The organism is Streptomyces sp. NPDC005485 (assembly GCF_040606085.1).
In the GTDB taxonomy this organism is placed as follows: domain Bacteria; phylum Actinomycetota; class Actinomycetes; order Streptomycetales; family Streptomycetaceae; genus Streptomyces.
In genome coordinates, this window is record NZ_JBEXDZ010000122.1 from 13,674 (window position 1) to 29,174 (window position 15,501).

The 15,501-nt window shown below is 71.0% G+C and carries 16 protein-coding genes; 14 read left to right on the top strand and 2 right to left on the bottom strand.

Going from position 1 to position 15,501, the window contains the following annotated elements:
* Positions 1 to 68: 68 nt before the first annotated feature.
* Together ABZS97_RS31960 and ABZS97_RS31965 are read left to right on the top strand one after the other, a co-directional pair.
* On the top strand, positions 69 to 674 hold the full coding sequence (locus ABZS97_RS31960; RefSeq protein WP_356143344.1) for a sulfite oxidase-like oxidoreductase: 606 nt from the start codon (positions 69 to 71) through the stop codon (positions 672 to 674).
* A gap of 31 nt (positions 675 to 705) precedes the next feature.
* The gene (locus ABZS97_RS31965; RefSeq protein WP_356143379.1) at positions 706 to 1,461 is read left to right on the top strand and encodes a ferredoxin reductase; all 756 of its coding nucleotides are present in this window, start codon (positions 706 to 708) and stop codon (positions 1,459 to 1,461) included.
* Positions 1,462 to 1,505: 44 nt separating this feature from the next.
* Here ABZS97_RS31965 and ABZS97_RS31970 read toward each other — a convergent pair whose 3' ends face one another.
* Positions 1,506 to 2,426, bottom strand: a complete 921-nt coding sequence (locus ABZS97_RS31970) for a universal stress protein (RefSeq protein WP_356143346.1) — start codon at positions 2,424 to 2,426, stop codon at positions 1,506 to 1,508.
* A gap of 449 nt (positions 2,427 to 2,875) precedes the next feature.
* Between ABZS97_RS31970 and ABZS97_RS31975 the strand changes: the two genes are divergently transcribed.
* The 3 genes from ABZS97_RS31975 to ABZS97_RS31985 all read left to right on the top strand — a co-directional run bounded on the left by ABZS97_RS31975 (position 2,876) and on the right by ABZS97_RS31985 (position 4,836).
* Positions 2,876 to 3,460: a hypothetical protein gene (locus tag ABZS97_RS31975; protein ID WP_356143348.1), complete on the top strand. Its 585-nt coding sequence runs from the start codon at positions 2,876 to 2,878 to the stop codon at positions 3,458 to 3,460.
* Positions 3,461 to 3,578: 118 nt separating this feature from the next.
* Positions 3,579 to 4,043, top strand: coding sequence for a cyclic nucleotide-binding domain-containing protein (locus ABZS97_RS31980; RefSeq protein WP_356143350.1), 465 nt, complete (start codon positions 3,579 to 3,581; stop codon positions 4,041 to 4,043).
* Positions 4,044 to 4,125: 82 nt separating this feature from the next.
* A complete protein-coding gene (locus ABZS97_RS31985) occupies positions 4,126 to 4,836 on the top strand; it encodes a response regulator transcription factor (RefSeq protein WP_356143352.1) in 711 nt (236 codons plus the stop codon).
* A gap of 186 nt (positions 4,837 to 5,022) precedes the next feature.
* On the opposite strand, the gene ABZS97_RS31990 is transcribed toward ABZS97_RS31985, so the two are convergent.
* Positions 5,023 to 6,741: a GAF domain-containing protein gene (locus ABZS97_RS31990; RefSeq protein ID WP_356143354.1), complete on the bottom strand. Its 1,719-nt coding sequence runs from the start codon at positions 6,739 to 6,741 to the stop codon at positions 5,023 to 5,025.
* Positions 6,742 to 7,118: 377 nt separating this feature from the next.
* Here ABZS97_RS31990 and ABZS97_RS31995 point away from each other — a divergent pair, with 377 nt between their 5' ends.
* From ABZS97_RS31995 to ABZS97_RS32035, 9 genes are all read left to right on the top strand, one after another.
* The gene (locus ABZS97_RS31995; RefSeq protein WP_356143356.1) at positions 7,119 to 7,814 is read left to right on the top strand and encodes a type 1 glutamine amidotransferase domain-containing protein; all 696 of its coding nucleotides are present in this window, start codon (positions 7,119 to 7,121) and stop codon (positions 7,812 to 7,814) included.
* A gap of 2 nt (positions 7,815 to 7,816) precedes the next feature.
* Positions 7,817 to 8,383 carry a TetR/AcrR family transcriptional regulator gene (locus ABZS97_RS32000; protein ID WP_356143358.1) on the top strand — a complete coding sequence of 189 codons (567 nt, stop codon included), beginning with the start codon at positions 7,817 to 7,819 and terminating at the stop codon, positions 8,381 to 8,383.
* 93 nt (positions 8,384 to 8,476) lie between these two features.
* Positions 8,477 to 9,631, top strand: coding sequence for an inorganic phosphate transporter (locus tag ABZS97_RS32005; protein WP_356143360.1), 1,155 nt, complete (start codon positions 8,477 to 8,479; stop codon positions 9,629 to 9,631).
* A 19-nt stretch (positions 9,632 to 9,650) separates the two neighbouring features.
* Complete coding sequence (locus tag ABZS97_RS32010; RefSeq protein WP_356143362.1) at positions 9,651 to 9,884, top strand: hypothetical protein; 234 nt, start codon at positions 9,651 to 9,653, stop codon at positions 9,882 to 9,884.
* Between the two features lie 20 nt (positions 9,885 to 9,904).
* The gene (gene ppk2 / locus ABZS97_RS32015) at positions 9,905 to 10,795 is read left to right on the top strand and encodes a polyphosphate kinase 2 (RefSeq protein ID WP_356143364.1); all 891 of its coding nucleotides are present in this window, start codon (positions 9,905 to 9,907) and stop codon (positions 10,793 to 10,795) included.
* Positions 10,796 to 11,137: 342 nt separating this feature from the next.
* Positions 11,138 to 12,145, top strand: coding sequence for a glycoside hydrolase family 11 protein (locus tag ABZS97_RS32020; protein WP_356143366.1), 1,008 nt, complete (start codon positions 11,138 to 11,140; stop codon positions 12,143 to 12,145).
* A gap of 31 nt (positions 12,146 to 12,176) precedes the next feature.
* Positions 12,177 to 13,172 (top strand): polysaccharide deacetylase family protein, encoded by a 996-nt coding sequence (locus ABZS97_RS32025; protein WP_356143368.1) that lies wholly within the window; start codon positions 12,177 to 12,179, stop codon positions 13,170 to 13,172.
* A 167-nt stretch (positions 13,173 to 13,339) separates the two neighbouring features.
* Positions 13,340 to 14,596 carry a sensor histidine kinase gene (locus tag ABZS97_RS32030; protein WP_356143370.1) on the top strand — a complete coding sequence of 419 codons (1,257 nt, stop codon included), beginning with the start codon at positions 13,340 to 13,342 and terminating at the stop codon, positions 14,594 to 14,596.
* Entirely contained in the window at positions 14,593 to 15,240 is a 648-nt protein-coding gene (locus ABZS97_RS32035; RefSeq protein ID WP_356143372.1) for a response regulator transcription factor, read from the top strand. The genes ABZS97_RS32030 and ABZS97_RS32035 overlap by 4 nt, the downstream gene beginning before the upstream one ends.
* Positions 15,241 to 15,501: the final 261 nt, after the last annotated feature.

A 15,501-nucleotide genomic window follows, 5' to 3' on the forward strand; every position in this document is an offset into this window, starting at 1 on the left:
GATCGCGTGCGCATCGATCACGCTCGACCAGCGGGCCTCCGTGCGGACGGCCTGGAGGCACCACCCCTATGAACGTCACCCGAGGCTTCACCGGGCGCCCGCGCGTCCACAACGCCGGACTCCCGCCCGGTCAGTACGACGCGGGCGACGACTGGCCGGTGCTGTCCGCCGAGGTCACCCCCGATCTGACGCCCGCCGACTGGACCTTCCGCGTCGACGGTCTGGTGGCCGAGCCGCGCACCTGGGACTGGGACGAGGCGCACACACTGCCCGCGTCGGCGTACGAGGGCGACATCCACTGCGTGACGAGCTGGTCGAAGTTCGGGGTGCGCTTCGGCGGAGTGTCCCTGGACGCGTTCCTGGAGGCCGCGCGCCCGGACACCGCGGCGACCCACGCGGTCGCCTACTCGCACACCGGATACACGACGAACCTCCCGCTCGCCGACCTCACCGGCGGCCGCGCCTGGATCGTCTGGGAGTACGGCGGGAAGCCGCTGCCCGCCGAGCACGGCGGCCCGGCGCGGCTGATCGTGCCCCACCTGTACTTCTGGAAGAGCGCCAAGTGGATCGCGGGCCTCAGGATCCTCGACCACGACGAGCCGGGCTTCTGGGAGCAGAACGGCTACCACGCACGCGGCAACCCCTGGGAAGAGCAGCGCTACTCCGGTGACTGAGACGACCGTATCGATGACGACCGCACCCACCCTGCCCGGGCCCTTCGTCCCGCCGACGCGGTTCGCCGTGCCCGGCCGGATCGCCGTCGGCAACCGGACGGCGGCCACCTGGCAGACCGCGACGCTCACCGGGATCCGCCGCGAGACACCGCACGCGACCACCTTCCGCCTCGCGGTGCCGCAGTGGGCGGGGCACCTGCCCGGCCAGCACCTGATGCTGCGGCTGACCGCACACGACGGCTACGCGGCCCAGCGCCACTACTCCATCGCCTCCGCGCCCGACGACTCCGGGCACATCGAGCTGACCTTGGATCATGTCGAGGGCGGCGAGGTCTCCGGCTGGTTCCACACCGGGGCCGCGATCGGTGACACGGTCGAGGTACGGGGCCCGCTCAGCGGCTTCTTCGCCTGGCCCGGCGACCGGCCCGCACTGCTCATCGGCGCGGGCTCCGGCGTCGTACCCCTCATGTCGATGCTGCGCCACCACCGCGCACGCGATCTGGAGGTACCGCTGCGCCTGCTCGTCTCGGCACGCAGCCCCGAAGAGCTCATCTACGCGCGGGAGTACGGCGCGGAGACCACACCTGTGTTCACGCGCAGCGCCCCCGAGGATACGGCCGTAGGACGTATGGCGGCCGCACATGTGGCACCGCTCCTGGCGGAGCAGCCTCCTGGTGGGTGGGAGGCCTATGTGTGCGGTTCCAACGGGTTCGCCGAGCATGCCTCGCGGCTGCTCGTCGAGGCGGGGCAGCCCGTGGACCGCATCCGCATCGAGCGCTTCGGCTGAGGCCGTCCGGGTCCTGGACGGCTCGGTCGCCGCGGCACGGAGCGTCAGGTGTGCGGCACCACGGCTACCGGGCAGGTCGCGTGGTGGATCAGTGAGTGCGCGGCGCGGCCGAGGCCCGTTCCGTGACCGGCACCGGCCTCACCCGTGCCTGTCCTGCGGCCGATGACCAGCAGGCCGGCGCCGGTGGACGCCTTGAGCAGATGGTGTCCGGGGTGGCCGTAGACCACTTCCTCCCGGACGTCGGTCTCGGGGAACTTGTGGCGCCACGGCTGCAATGTGGCCGACAGGACATGCCACTTGCCCTCCTCCCGCTCGGCGCTGACGTCGGGCAGCGGCACACCGGGGGCACAGCCGCGCAGCAGGGGCAGGGTCCAGGTGTGCAGGACGTGCAGCGCCGTCGAGCGGGAGGCTGCCGCGTCGAAGGCGTATCCGATGAGGTCGTCGGCCGGATGGTCCACGTCGAGGCCGAGCACCACCGGCAGGTAGGGGGCCTGATCCGGCGGCGTTCCGTCGATGGGCCGGTTCCGTTCGTCCTCGGGGAGTTCGCCCGCGCGCACGAGGACGACCGGGCGCTCGGCGCGCGCCGACACCTCCAGGGCGACCGAGCCGACGAGGAAGCCCGCGAAACCGGTGAAGCCGCGTGAGCCGAGGACGAGCGTCTCCGACTGGGCCGCGGCCTCCAGCAGTGCCGGGACCGCGGGCGTCTCGGTGCTGCGGGCGATGATGTCCAACGCCGGGTGGGCGTAGGACAGTTGGATCGCCGCCCGGTCGAGTGCGGTGCGGATGCGCCCGGCGGGCACGTCGACGTCCGGGACGCGCACGGGCGACGTCGGCGCGATGCCCGCCTGCAGCAGGCGCAGTGGAAGGTGGCGGCGTTCGGCCTCGCGCGCGGCCCAGTCGGCGGCGTCCAGACTGGTCCGCGAGCCGTCGATGCCGACGGTGACGGTACGGGTGCCGGTGTTCATGACTCCTGCCTTTCGGGGGTTCGGCGGTCGGCCGGTGCGGGCCCTCGCGTCGGCCTCGGGCACGTCCGTGCCACGGCCGTGGGTCCAGAGCTGGTGGGGCGCGTACGAGTCCGGGGCCGGGAGCCGGCAGGCCCTGCCGGACGGCGGAACGCATGGCCGCGGAGGGAGCCTTGGCGGCAAGGGGATGCGGCCGTCACCTCGCCGACGGCGCACCAGCGCGCATCGAGCGTGGCTGGACGGTCGTTCGCCATCGTGGCTCCTGTTCGCTGCGCGGCGTGCCTGCGCGGGTTCCACGGGGAACCCGGATCAGTCGTACGGCGAGGCAATCGGCGCGGGGTCCACTGTGGACGCTCGCAGCCGTGCGCGGTACGCCGGGAGAGGTGGACCGGCCCTTCGTGGGGGCCGTTCGGCCCCTCCGCGGGCCGGGCAGCGGTGGCAAGGAGGTTGAGATGCGAACCCGGGTACGCGGTTGGCGCTGGCGCCGCAATTCGCTGCGCCGCCGCTCGGACGTCGTCGAGGCGTGCACGGTCACGGTGATCGCCATGCTGCTGCTGGTCGGGGCGCCGCTGGCGACGGTGGCCGCGGGCTGGTGGGCCCACGACGCCACCGAGGCGAAAGCCGCGGCACAGCGCGCCGAACGTCACCGGATGCACGCCGTGGTCGTCGAGGACGCACCACCCGCGGTGCCCACGACCCCCGGCGGCAAGGAGCACATGTACTGGGTGAAGGTGCGCTGGACCGTGCCCGGCGAGGGCCCGCGGACGGGCTCGGCCCGTGTCCCGGCGGGCACCCTGCGCGGCGAGAGCGCCGGCGTCTGGGTCGACACCCGGGGCCGCAGTGTCGGGCCGCCGCTGAACGGCACCGCCGTCTGGCAGCACACCGTCACCACTGGAGCGTTGACCGGCGGCTGCGTCGCAGCCGTCGTCCTCGTCACGCACTTCCTCGTGCGCCGGATCACCGGCCGCCACCGGCTGGCCGAGTGGGAGCGCGAGTGGGCACGTATGGGACCCGAGTGGGGGCGGCGCACGGCGTGACGCCCGGGTCGTGACCGCTCGGGCCCGGGCGGGGGCCTGTTGGCCCCTGTCGGGCGCGGCACCGGCAGGTGACTCTGGAGCTGCCGCCCTCATCGGGCGGCTCCGGAAAGGGGACCCCATGACCGCTCCCCCGGCTCCGCCTCTGTCCCAGGCCCTCGAACCCGAGCATCGCGGACGCCTGATGCGGTTCGCCCGCGAGGTGTCCTTCCCGCAGGGCACCCGCATCTTCGAGGCGGGCGGGCGTGCCGATCACTTCTGGATCGTGCGCAGCGGGACGGTCGCCCTCGACATGCGGGTGTCCGGCCGGCCCTCGCCCGTCATCGACACGCTCGGCTTCGGCCAGCTCCTCGGCTGGTCCTGGCTGTTCCCGCCCTACGTGTGGCAGCTCGGGGCGGAGGCACTGTGCCCGGTGCACGCCCAGGAACTCGACGCGTCGACCGTGCGGTTGCTGTGCCGGTCCGATCCCGCGCTGGGCGCCGCGGTCGGGCACTGGGTCGGCCGGGTGCTCGCCCACCGGCTGCACGCGGCCCGTACGCGCCTGCTCGATGTGTACGCCCCCTACGGCAGTGGTGCAGTCCACTGACGGGACCATTGGGCCCTGTCCGACTTGTGCCGTCGTGCGCGAGGATCGACCGAGAGTCCCCGCCGTCCCGGGAGCAGCGCGCATGGTCGAACCGACGCAGCAAGTGCCGAACACGACACCGATCCGGGTCTTCCTCCTCGACGACCACGAGGTGGTCCGCCGGGGACTGCACGACCTCATTGACGCCGAACCGGACATGGTGGTCGTCGGGGAGGCCGGGACGAGCGAGCAGGCACTGGTCCGCGCTCCGGCGCTCCGTCCCGACGTGGCGATCCTCGACGTACGCCTCCCGGACAGCGACGGGATCTCCGTCTGCCGTGAACTGCGGTCCCGTGACGCGGGATTGGCGTGTCTGATGCTGACCTCGTTCGACGACGACGACGCACTGCTGGACGCGATCATGGCGGGGGCCTCCGGCTATGTGCTGAAGCAGATCAGGGGCTCCGACCTGATCTCGGCCGTGCGCACGGTCGCGTCCGGTCAGTCGATGCTCGATCCGGCCACCACCGCCCGGCTGATGAGCAGCCTGCGCGGCCCGCAGAGCGACACGGACCCACCGGGCGACGGTCGTCTGACCGCGCTCTCGGAGCGGGAGCGTGAGATCCTCGCCCTGATCGGCGAGGGACTCACGAACCGTCAGATCGGCAAACGGCTCTACCTTTCCGAGAAGACGGTGAAGAACGGGATCTCGCGGCTGCTGGCCAAGCTGGGCGTGGAGCGGCGCGTCCAGGCGGCGGTGATCGCGGCACAGTATCCGCAGCCGCCGGGGGCGCGGGGCGGGAGCGGTGGCTGAGGCCGGACGTCCGCGCTCGACCTGACCCCGCGCGCCGCCGGCGTCGGGGTGGCCTTCCGGGAGACCTCCACCTCTCCGCGGTCGAGGCCGGCTTCACCGCGGGCCCGCCGCGGGTGGCCGCCGGTCACGTCACGCCCACGGTCGAAGCACGCGCACCGTCGAGGCATCCGCGCGTTCGAGGGGGTCTCATCGCGGGCCGAGCGGCACCCGCCACTCCAGCCGTGTGCCCGCACCTTCCTGAGGCACCGTCACTTTCAGGTGCCCGCCCAGAAGTTCGGCTCTTTCCGACAGGTTGCGCAGTCCGCTGCGGCGGCCGCTGCCGGCATCCGTGCCGATGCCGTTGTCGCTGATGGCGAGGGTGAGGTGTCCGTCCCGGACGACGAGTGCCACCTCCGCGGCGGTGGCCCGTGCATGCCGGGCCACATTGGTGAGTGCCTCGACGACGACGGCGAGGGCGTCCTCGGCAAGGGCGGCGGCGACGTCCACGTCGACCAGCCCCTCCAGCCGCAGCGCGGGGGTGAAGCCGAGTGCGGGGACCACTTCCTCCAGAGCGCGGACCACACGGATGCGCAGTCCGGCGGACGGCGTCTCGTGGGCGCGCAGGCCGAAGATGGTCGACCGGATGATCTTGATGGTGGTGTCCAGGTCGTCGACAGCCCTGCCGAGGCGCTCGGCGGCCTGCGGATGCTGCACGAAGCGCTGGGCGCTCTGCAGGGTCATGCCGGTCGCGAACAGGCGCTGGATCGCCAGGTCGTGCAGGTCGCGGGCGATCCGGTCGCGGTCCTCCAGCAGGCTCATCTGCTCGGTGTCGCGCCGCCGTTCCGCGAGTTCCATCGCGAGGGCGGCCTGCCCGGCGAACCCGAGCAGCGGTGCGGTCTCGACCTCCGTGAAGGGCGGCCGACCCGCGCCCCGGGCCAGCATGAGGACACCGCGGAGCCCCTCACGGGTGCCCATGGGGACGGCCACGGCGGGCCCGAGTCCCTCCCAGCGGTCGGGGCCGTAGGTGATCCGGGGGTCCTTGCGCACGTCGGCGGTCGCCACGAGGGTTCCCGCACTCAGCGCGGCGCCCGCGAGGGTGCCCTCCCTGGGCAGCAGGAGCCCTCGGTGCGTCTCGGCGTGCTGGCCCAGCGCGAACGCGCCACGCAGGTCACCGGTGCCCTCGACGACGAGGTCGACGACGCCCAGGTCGGCTCCGGTGATCTCGCGGGCGCGTTCGAGCATCACCTCCAGGACCTCTGCTTCGGCCACCCCGGACAGCAGCCCGCTGGTGATCTCCGCGCCCGCCTCCAGCCAGCGTTCCCTGAGCCTGACCTCGCCGTACAGGCGGGCGTTCTCGATGGCCACACCCGCGGCCACGGCCAGGGTCGACAGGACGGCCTCGTCCTCGGGGTCGAAGTCTCCCCCACCGCGCTTCTGGGTCAGATAGAGGTTGCCGAAGACCGTGTCGCGGACCAGGATCGGGGCGCCGAGGAAGCTGTGCATGGGCGGGTGGTGCGCCGGGAATCCGGAGGACGCCGGGTGTGCGGACAGGTCGGTGAGCCGCAACACCTCGGGGTGGCGGATGAGTTCGCCGAGCAGGCCGTGTCCGGAGGGCAGGTCGCCGATCGCGGCCCACACCTCGTCGCTGACGCCCACCGGGATGAACTGCGCGAGTTTCTGCTGCTGCCCGATGACGCCGAGCGCCCCGTACTCGGCGTCGACCAGGACGACGGCGGCTTCGACGATCCGGCGCAGCACCTGCGCGAGGTCGAGTTCACGGCCCACCGACAGCACCGCCTCCAGGAGTCCCTGGAGCCGGTCGCGGGTGCCGCGTACCGTCTCGATCCGGAGCTGGAGTTCCTCCAGCAACTCGTCCAGGCGAAGCTTCGGCAGCCCGGTCCCGTCCCTGCGCCCGTCCCCGCCCATGTGCCCCTCCGCCCGGTGGGAGCCGACGTGACGTCGGCGCCGGGCCTCTTACGGTATCGGCTCAAGCCACGCAGCGGCATCGCGCGGTCGCCTGCCGTAACGGAAGGGGTGCGCCCGGATAGCGGCGAGGGGGGTCCATGGGTCAGGATCGGATCGGATCCTCGGCTGTCCGGCTTCGCGGAAGACCCATGAAAGTTCCTATCGCAGCCATTGGATCCGTCATTGGAAATCCGCCGCGGGCCGCCCTACCTTCGATGCGTGGCCGTACTGACACTTCGGACGCAGAACGTCAGCGCATCCATTCCGTCAGCACCCACGGCCGAACCACACCTCCGGGTCCGCACCCCGGATCCACCCCTCTCGGAGAAGAGCACACCATGTCGAAGATTCTGTTCGTCGTCACGGGCGCCGACCACTGGACCCTGGCCGACGGCACCAAGCACCCCAGCGGCTTCTGGGCCGAGGAGGCCGTGGCCCCGTACGAGGCGTTCAAGGCCGCGGGCCACGAGGTCGTCGTCGCCACCCCCGGTGGTGTGGTGCCCACCGTCGACCGCGGCAGCCTGGCCCCCGCGGTCAACGGCGGGCAGGAGGGCGCCGACAAGGTCACCGCGGCGCTGGCGTCCTTCACCGAGCTCCAGCACCCCATCGACCTGGCGGACGTCGTCCTCGGCAACTACGCCGCCGTCTTCTACCCCGGCGGCCACGGCCCGATGGAGGACCTCGCGGTCGACGCCGAGTCGGGCAGCCTGCTCACCCTCGCGCTGGAGTCGGGCAAGCCGCTCGGTGTCGTGTGCCACGGCCCGGCCGCGATGCTCGCCGCCACGAAGGAGGACGGCTCCAACACGTTCGCCGGCTACCAGGTGGCCGCGTTCACCAACGCCGAGGAGGTTCAGGGCGGGCTCGCGGACAAGGCCAAGTGGCTGCTGGAGGACCGGCTGACCGAGGTCGGCGTGCAGGTCCAGGTGGCCGAGCCGTGGGCGCCGCACGTGATCGTCGACCGCAACCTGGTCACCGGCCAGAACCCCGCCTCCTCCGCTCCGCTCGCCGCCGAGCTGCTGAAGAAGCTGGCCTGACCTTGCCCGCCGACCGGCTCGACGAGGTCCTCGACGCGACGTACGAGTGCCTGACCAGGTACGGCGTACGGCGCACCACGATGGACGACATCGCCTCCGCCATGGGCGTATCCCGGTCGGCGGTCTACCAGTACGTGCGCGGCAAGGACGACGCCTTCCGGAGGCTCGCCGGGCGCCTGCACGACCGGGCTCTCGCGCAGGCCCGCCGCGCGGCCGCGGACCAGGACGCCTCCTGCGCGACCCGCATCCGGGGTGTCCTGGAGGCCAAGTTCGACCTGGTGCTCCAGTTGTCCGGGGACTCCCCGCACACGGCCGAACTCCTCGACGAGCAGGCGCGGTTGTTCGCAGGCATCTGCACCGGCTTCACCGCCGATCTGCGCAGCCTCCTGACCGCCCTGTTCGCCGAGGCGGGTACCGCCGGGCCCGTCACCCCGGCCCAGGCGGCCGACATCTGCCTCGCCCTCGTCGTCGGCCTCGAATCCGTCCCCGCCGGCACGCACCTCCTTCGCCCGGCTTCAAACGCGCTGCTCACCGGCCTGCTCGGCGCGCCCGTCGAAGCGAGCCGTTGACCGTTCGGTGGGCCGGCCGCGCCCGAACGCGCTTTGACATGGGCTTCACCTTCGCTTCGCCCCTCGTACGTCTGCGATTGCTTCCATCGGGGAATGGACCACATCACGTTCCTTGTGGCGGTCGTCATCGTCACGGCACTGGCCTTCGACTTCACCAACGGTTTCCATGACACGGCGAACGCGATGGCCACGTCCATCGCCACCGGCGCGCTCAAACCAAGAACGGCTGTGCTGGTCAGCGGTGTGCTGAACATCGTCGGCGCCTTCCTGTCGACGGAGGTCGCGAAGACCGTCTCGGGCGGCATCGTGGACGACACGCTGGTGTCACCGGGGATGATCTTCGCGGGGCTGGTCGGAGCGATTCTGTGGAATCTGCTGACCTGGCTGGTGGGGCTGCCGTCGAGTTCCTCGCACGCCCTGTTCGGAGGGCTGATCGGGGCGGTGTGGGTCGGCGCGGGTTCGCACGGCGTGCACTTCGACAAGGTTGTCGAGAAGATCCTGATCCCGGCGGTGGCCTCGCCGCTGGTGGCCGGTGCCGCGGCGCTGCTCGCGACGTATTTCGCGTACCGGATCACCGCTCGCGCCCGCGAGAAGTCGGTGACCAAGGGCTTCCGCCTCGGGCAGATCGCCTCCGCCTCGCTGGTCTCCCTCGCGCACGGCACCAACGACGCACAGAAGACCATGGGCGTGATCACACTGACGCTGATCTCGGCCGGAGCCCTCGGCCACGACGCCGGACCGCCGGTATGGGTGATCGCGTCCGCGGGGCTCGCCATCGGCCTGGGCACGTACCTCGGCGGCTGGCGGATCATCCGCACGATGGGCAAGGGGCTGACGGACATCCAGTCACCCCAGGGCTTCGCGGCCGAGGCCGCCTCCACCACCGTCATCCTCACCTCCGCGCATCTGGGCTTCGCGCTGTCCACCACGCAGGTGTGTTCCGGCGGCATCCTCGGTGCCGGGCTCGGCCGGCGGCTGGCCGAGGTGCGCTGGGGCACGGCCGGCCGCATGGTGATCGCGTGGCTGGTCACCCTGCCCGCCGCCGCGCTGGTCGGCGGAGTCTCCGCGAGCGTGGTCAAGCACGGCGGGAACCTGGGCACCGCGGTGATCGCGCTGGTGGCCGTCGCCGTGGCCACGTCGATCGTGCTCGCGTCGCGCCGCAATCCGGTGCACGCGACGAACGTCAACGACACCCACGAGGTCACCGTCCGGGCCACGACGCCGACGCACGTCGGCACGGCCGCCTGAGCCAGGGAGAGTTCGAACAATGCATCTGGACTGGACCGCACTCGGCCAGGTCACCGCGGTGAGCGTCGGCGTCACCGTCTCCGTGGTCGTGGTCTTCGCCCTCGGCGTCCTGGGCCTCGCCCGCGTCGAGACGGCACGTGAGAAGGATGGCGGAACCCAGGCGCTCGGCCTCGCACAGGCCGGGCTCTGCTTTCTGACCTGCGCGGCCGTCGTCGCGTACGGAATCTATCTGATCGTGCCGCAGTTCCACTGAGACGAGCCGAGGAGAGTGCGATGACGCCACTGCTGACGGGGCTGACCGTCGACTACAGCGACCACGACGATCCGGTGCTCATCCGGCCCGACGGCACCGCGGTGGACACCTGGCGGGAGAACTACCCCTACCAGGAGCGTATGGAGCGCAAGGAGTACGACTGGCACAAGCGGCTCCAGCAGATCGAACTGCTGAAGCTGCAGAGCTGGATCAAGGAGACCGGCCGTCGGCTCGTCATCGTCTTCGAGGGGCGGGACGCGGCCGGCAAGGGCGGCACGATCAAGCGTTTCACCGAGCATCTCAACCCGCGGGGCGCCCGGGTGGTCGCGCTGGAGAAGCCCACCGAACGCGAGCGCGGGCAGTGGTACTTCCAGCGGTACGTCGAACATCTGCCGACCGCCGGCGAGATCGTGATGTTCGACCGGTCCTGGTACAACCGTGCCGGTGTCGAGCGGGTGATGGGCTTCTGCGCGCAGGACGAGTACCGGCGCTTCATGCGGCAGACCCCCGCCTTCGAGCGGATGCTCGTGGACGACGGCGTGGACCTGGTGAAGTTCTGGTTCTCGGTCTCGCAGAGCGAGCAGCGCACGCGTTTCACGATCCGTCAGGTGGATCCCGTACGGCAGTGGAAGCTGAGCCCGATGGACCTGGCGTCCCTGGACCGCTGGGACGACTACACCGCCGCCAAGGTCACCATGTTCCGCGAGACGGACACCGAACAGGCGCCCTGGACCGTGGTGAAGAGCAACGACAAGAAGCGGGCCCGCGTGGAGGCCATGCGCAGCGTCCTGGCCCGCTTCGACTACACGGGCAAGGACGAGGAGGTCGTCGGCAGCCCCGATCCGAGCATCGTGGGCGCTGCGGCGAACCTCCTGGAGGAAGGCGAGGACTACGACGGCGAGGCGCGCTGACCACCGCCGCCCAGCGCACGCGAAACGCCCCGCCCCCAGCTTCTGGGGGCGGGGCGTCTCGCATATGCCGAAGATCCGGAAGTGTTACGAAACTTTCGATGTCACGAGGTGGCGCATTGATCCTCATTCAGGCCCTCTTGACGATCACTCAGGGACGACCAGTGGCCATATGGCAGATGACCTGGATGAACCATTCCTCATAAGTGCCCGGCGGCGAGCGAAGCTTTCGCAATCATCGTCGAAACTGTTGACAGTTGACAGGGCCAGGCCAACACTGTTCGCCGTTGACAGCGCTCGCTCACCGCCCCACCGGCCTCATCAGGACGAGGAGGAAGCACGCCCATGAACGACGCACCCGCACAGCCGTCGACCCGCCCGCGCGCCCGCTTCGGGACACTCAACCGATTCAGGCTGCTGCTCAGCAGCATCTGCGCCACGCTGCTGGTCGCCGTGGCCGCGATGACCATGCCCGGCAGCGCCAACGCCGACACGGTCGTCAACTCGAACCAGACCGGCACCAACAACGGCTACTTCTACTCGTTCTGGACCGACAGCCCCGGGTCGGTCTCGATGAACCTGGGATCGGGCGGCAACTACGGCACCTCGTGGAGCAACACGGGGAATTTCGTCGCCGGCAAGGGCTGGAGCACCGGCGGTCGCCGCAGCGTGACCTACTCGGGCAGTTTCAATCCGTCCGGCAATGCCTACCTGGCCCTCTACGGCTGGTCGCAGAACCCGCTCGTGGAGTACTACATCGTCGACAACTGGGGCACCTACCGGCCGACCGGCACGTTCAAGGGCACGGTCAACAGTGACGGCGGCACGTACGACATCTACGAGACGACGCGCTACAACGCCCCCTCCATCGAGGGCAACAAGACGTTCAACCAGTACTGGAGCGTCCGCCAGTCGAAGCGGACGGGCGGCACCATCACCACCGGCAACCACTTCGACGCCTGGGCCAGTCACGGGATGAACCTGGGGTCCTTCAACTACATGATCCTCGCGACCGAGGGCTACCAGAGCAGCGGAAACTCCAACATCACGCTGGGCGACTCCTCCGGTGGCGGCGGGGGCGGCGGCAGTGGTTGCACCGCCACTCTGTCCGCCGGCCAGCAGTGGAGCGACCGCTACAACCTCAACGTCGCCGTCACCGGCTCCAGCAACTGGACCGTCACCATGAACGTCCCCACCCCCGAAAAGATCCTCTCCACCTGGAACATCAACGCCACCTACCCCAGCGCCCAGGTCCTCACCGCAAAACCCAACGGCAGCGGCAACAACTTCGGCGTCACCATCCAGACCAACGGCACCACCACCTGGCCAACCGCCACCTGCACCGCAACCTGACCCCGAAGACCCGAAAGGAGGACCCCTTCCCATGCGCATGCGAACCAGACCGAGTCTGTCGTTACGTTCCCTGATCACGGGAGTGGCCGTGACCGCCATGGCGGTGGCGAGCACCGTCGCCGCCTCCGTGATCGACGCCACCCCGTCGCACGCCGCCACCTGCAACGGGTATGTCGGGCTCACCTTCGACGACGGCCCCTCCGGCAGCACGTCGAACCTGCTCAACTCGCTCAGGCAGAACGGGCTGAGGGCCACGATGTTCAACGAGGGCCAGTACGCCGCGGCCAACCCGGGTCTGGTCAAGGCCCAGGTCGACGCGGGCATGTGGGTCGGCGACCACAGTTACACCCACCCGCACATGACCCAGCTCAGCCAGTCGCAGATGGACTCGGAGATCTCCCGGACGCAGCAGGCCGTCGCGGCCGCGGGGGGCGGCACCCCGAAACTGTTCCGCCCGCCCTACGGTGAGACCAACTCGACGCTGAGGTCGGTCGAGGCGAAGTACGGCCTGACCGAGGTCATCTGGGACGTCGACTCGCAGGACTGGAACGGCGCGAGCACCGACGCGATCGTGCAGGCCAACGCCCGACTCACCAGCGGCCAGATCATCCTCATGCACGACTGGTCCGCGAACACGCTCGCCGCGATCCCGCGCATCGCGCAGGGACTGGCCGGTCGTGGTCTGTGCGCCGGCATGATCTCTCCGCAGACCGGTCGCGCCGTGGCCCCCGACGGTGGCGGAGGGGGCGGAGGCGGAGGCAATGCTTGCACCGCCACCCTGTCCGCCGGCCAGCAGTGGAGCGACCGCTACAACCTCAACGTCGCCGTCACAGGATCCAGCAACTGGACCGTCACCATGAACGTCCCCACCCCCGAAAAGATCCTCTCCACCTGGAACATCAACGCCACCTACCCCAGCGCCCAGGTCCTCACCGCAAAACCCAACGGCAGCGGCAACAACTTCGGCGTCACCATCCAGACCAACGGCACCACCACCTGGCCAACCGTCACCTGCACCGCAACCTGACCCCGAAGGCCCGAAAGCAACACCGCACTTGTGGCGCGACGGTCCGGCGGCCGTCGCGCCACCCAACGGTTCAGGGCGGCCGTCCCGCTCTTCACCTTGGTCATACAGGCCGCGGATAGACTCGGACGCCCTGTCCGAGTGGATCAGTCCGTCCAGGGGAATCTGCCGTGCCCGACCGCGCTCGTACCCACGAACCGCCGCCGGTTCGTGGCATCCGGATCACCCTGGAACACGTCTCGCACCTCGTGTTCTTCGTGGTCGTCGGTGCCGCCGTCGTGCGGCTCACCGCCCTGCGCAGCGCACTGTGCTGGGACATGGTCATCGTCAGCGGCCTGCTGGCGATGGTGTACGCGGGCGGCCTGGCGGTGTGGGACCGGCTCGGTCCCCGCGGCCGGTCCGCCTGGGCCCTGACGTTGCTGCTGCTCTGGGCGATCCTCATCCTGCTCGTCCCGGCACCGCTGACCTCCGCGTATGCCTGGTGCGCCGTTCCGCTGGCGTGCGCGGCGCTGCGTGCGCTCGGACGTCGTACAGCCGTCGTGGCGGTGGCCGCGATCACCGTCGTACTGGGCAGCCAACTCGTCGTGGCCACCGGCGGGTTCGACCCCGAGATGGCGCTGATCCCGGTGGCGGCCGTCTGGGGCACCGTCGCCCTCTACCGAGCGCAGCAGCGGGACGCCACGGAACGTCGGCTGCTCCTGGAGCGGTTGCACCGGACGCGCGATGTCCTGGCGGAGCAGCAGCGCCGGGCGGGAGTGCTGGCGGAGCGCACACGGATCGCCCGGGACCTGCACGACACACTCGCCCAGGAACTCGCCGGGAGCCTGATGCTGCTCCAGGCGGCCGAGCGGGACTGGGAGCAGCGGCCGGGCGTGGCACGCACCCGCGTCCGTGCGGTCGCCGACGGTCTGGACGCCCATCTCACCGAGACCCGCCGGATCATCGACGACCTCACTCCCTCCGCCGTCGCCGAGGCCGGGCTCGAAGGGTCGCTGCGACTGCTGTGCGCCCAGGCAGGGCGGGACGGGACCGCGGCGCGGGTGAGGTTCGAATCGACGGGAGACCTTCTGCCCGCCCTGGACGAACAGGCCGCCACCACCGTGTTCCGGGTAGCGCAGGGCACCTTGGCGAACGTACGGGAGCATGCGCACGCGGCCAACGTGCTGGTCACGCTCCACCACCATGCGGACCGCGTCGAACTCGACGTGCGCGACGACGGCGCGGGTTTCGATCCCGCCGGGGACCGCGAGGTCACCCGGCCGACCCGCGGTTTCGGCCTCCCGGCGGCCCGGGCCCGGCTGCTGGACTGCGGCGGCGATCTGCGCGTGACCACCGCGCCGGGCCGCGGCACCCGGGTGCGGGCCGTCGTGCCCGCCCGCCCGGTTGCTCAACCCGTCACCGCCCTGACCTCGGTGGCAGCCGGATGACCACCCCGCCCGTCCGGCTGCTGATCGCCGACGACCACGCCGTCGTACGTGCCGGACTGCGGGCCCTGCTCGAAGGCGAGCCTGACCTCGCTGTACTCGCGGAGGCGGCCAGCGGCGAGGAGGCCGTCCGCCTCGCCGTCTCCGCGGCGCCGGACGTCGTTCTGATGGATCTGCGGTTCGCCGGGCCGGGCAGCGGGATCGACGGCGTCGAGGCGGTCCGTCGACTGGCCGTCGAGGCTCCGGGCGTACGGGTGTTGATGCTGACCAGCTACTCCGGCCGCGGCGACATCGTGCGCGCGCTGGAGGCGGGCGCCCGCGGCTACGTCCTCAAGGCCGGCCCGCCCGAGGAGCTCTTCCGGGCGGTCCGCGGCGCGGCCACCGGCGCCCTGGCCCTCGCGCCGGAGGTCGTCGGCGAGCTGGTCGGCCAAGTGGTCAGCCCCGATCAAGACCTGACCGCACGCGAGGTCGAGGTCGTCGGGCTGATGGCGGAGGGGCGCAGCAACCGGGCCATCGCCCAGTCCCTGTTCCTCAGCGAGGCGACCGTCAAGACCCACCTCGTGCGCATCTACCGGAAACTGAAGGTAGAGAACCGGGCGGCCGCCGTGTCGGAGGCTGTCCGCCGGGGACTGCTCGACCTCGACTGAGCACCGGGGTGGGGTGGTCGCGGTCGGCCGGGAACGCCCGGCCGAGGGGGACCGGATCCGGTCCGCGGGCTTTCCCGACGGTGCCGAGGCATGCTGTTGTCCGTAGGAGCAGGCCGGCCCTGGAGGTGCTGGGATGCGGTGGAGCGCGGGCTGGTGGGCCGCCGCCGGAGTGGTCGTACTGGCGGCCTGTGGTGGGTCAACGGGCGACGGGCCGGCGGGAGGTCCGTCCGGGCACGGCCGGCGGCCCTGCGCCGACAAGCG